Source organism: Vibrio gelatinilyticus (assembly GCF_022836845.1).
Lineage (GTDB): Bacteria > Pseudomonadota > Gammaproteobacteria > Enterobacterales > Vibrionaceae > Vibrio > Vibrio gelatinilyticus.
Window position 1 is genome coordinate 1 of the sequence record NZ_JAJNNZ010000052.1, and the last position, 543, is coordinate 543.

At 44.8% G+C, this 543-nt stretch carries 1 protein-coding gene; it reads right to left on the bottom strand.

From position 1 onward, the window contains the following. Positions 1-195, bottom strand: a 195-nt coding sequence (locus LNL84_RS19640; RefSeq protein WP_244359559.1) for a hypothetical protein, incomplete at its 3' end; no start/stop codon positions are given. Positions 196-543: the final 348 nt, after the last annotated feature.

Here is a 543-nt window from a genome sequence, read left to right on the forward strand (position 1 = left end):
GGCGTTAGAAAGGTTGCTGGAACATAAAGCAAATGGTGGTAATTGGTTCGTCGTTCGCTGATGCGGTGAGCACAATCTAAGCATCAAATTCGTGTTGGTCATCGCAGTTTCTTTGGTGTTGTCGCCATTTAGTTTTGGCGCAAGGGTAATATGCCATTGTATTTGGTCACGTCCAGCTCGTTTTTCTAGTGGCAATTACCTTCACCGAGAGTTAGGTGGGTGGCTTGTTCTAGCAAACCTCAAGTGTAAACAATGTTGAAAGTATGCTCTAGTTAAGAGCAACGTGCAGCAACCCAGCTGCTTTGAGTTTAACGGCAGTAGTTGCTTTGTCAGTGTTGTAAGACGTTCGTTCACGGCGAGTGAGTTTCTAACAAATTACTCAAACGGACGCCATACGTGGGCCACTTTTGGTTTGAGGTTATGTGCGCTTGGTGGGTTAGTCGTCAGCGCCGTTTAGTAAAGCGTTAAAAAGCTGCGAATCAACTTCCGTAATATTAGAAGTAGGGTTTGTTACTAGCTGAGATGCCAAGCATCCCTTTAATA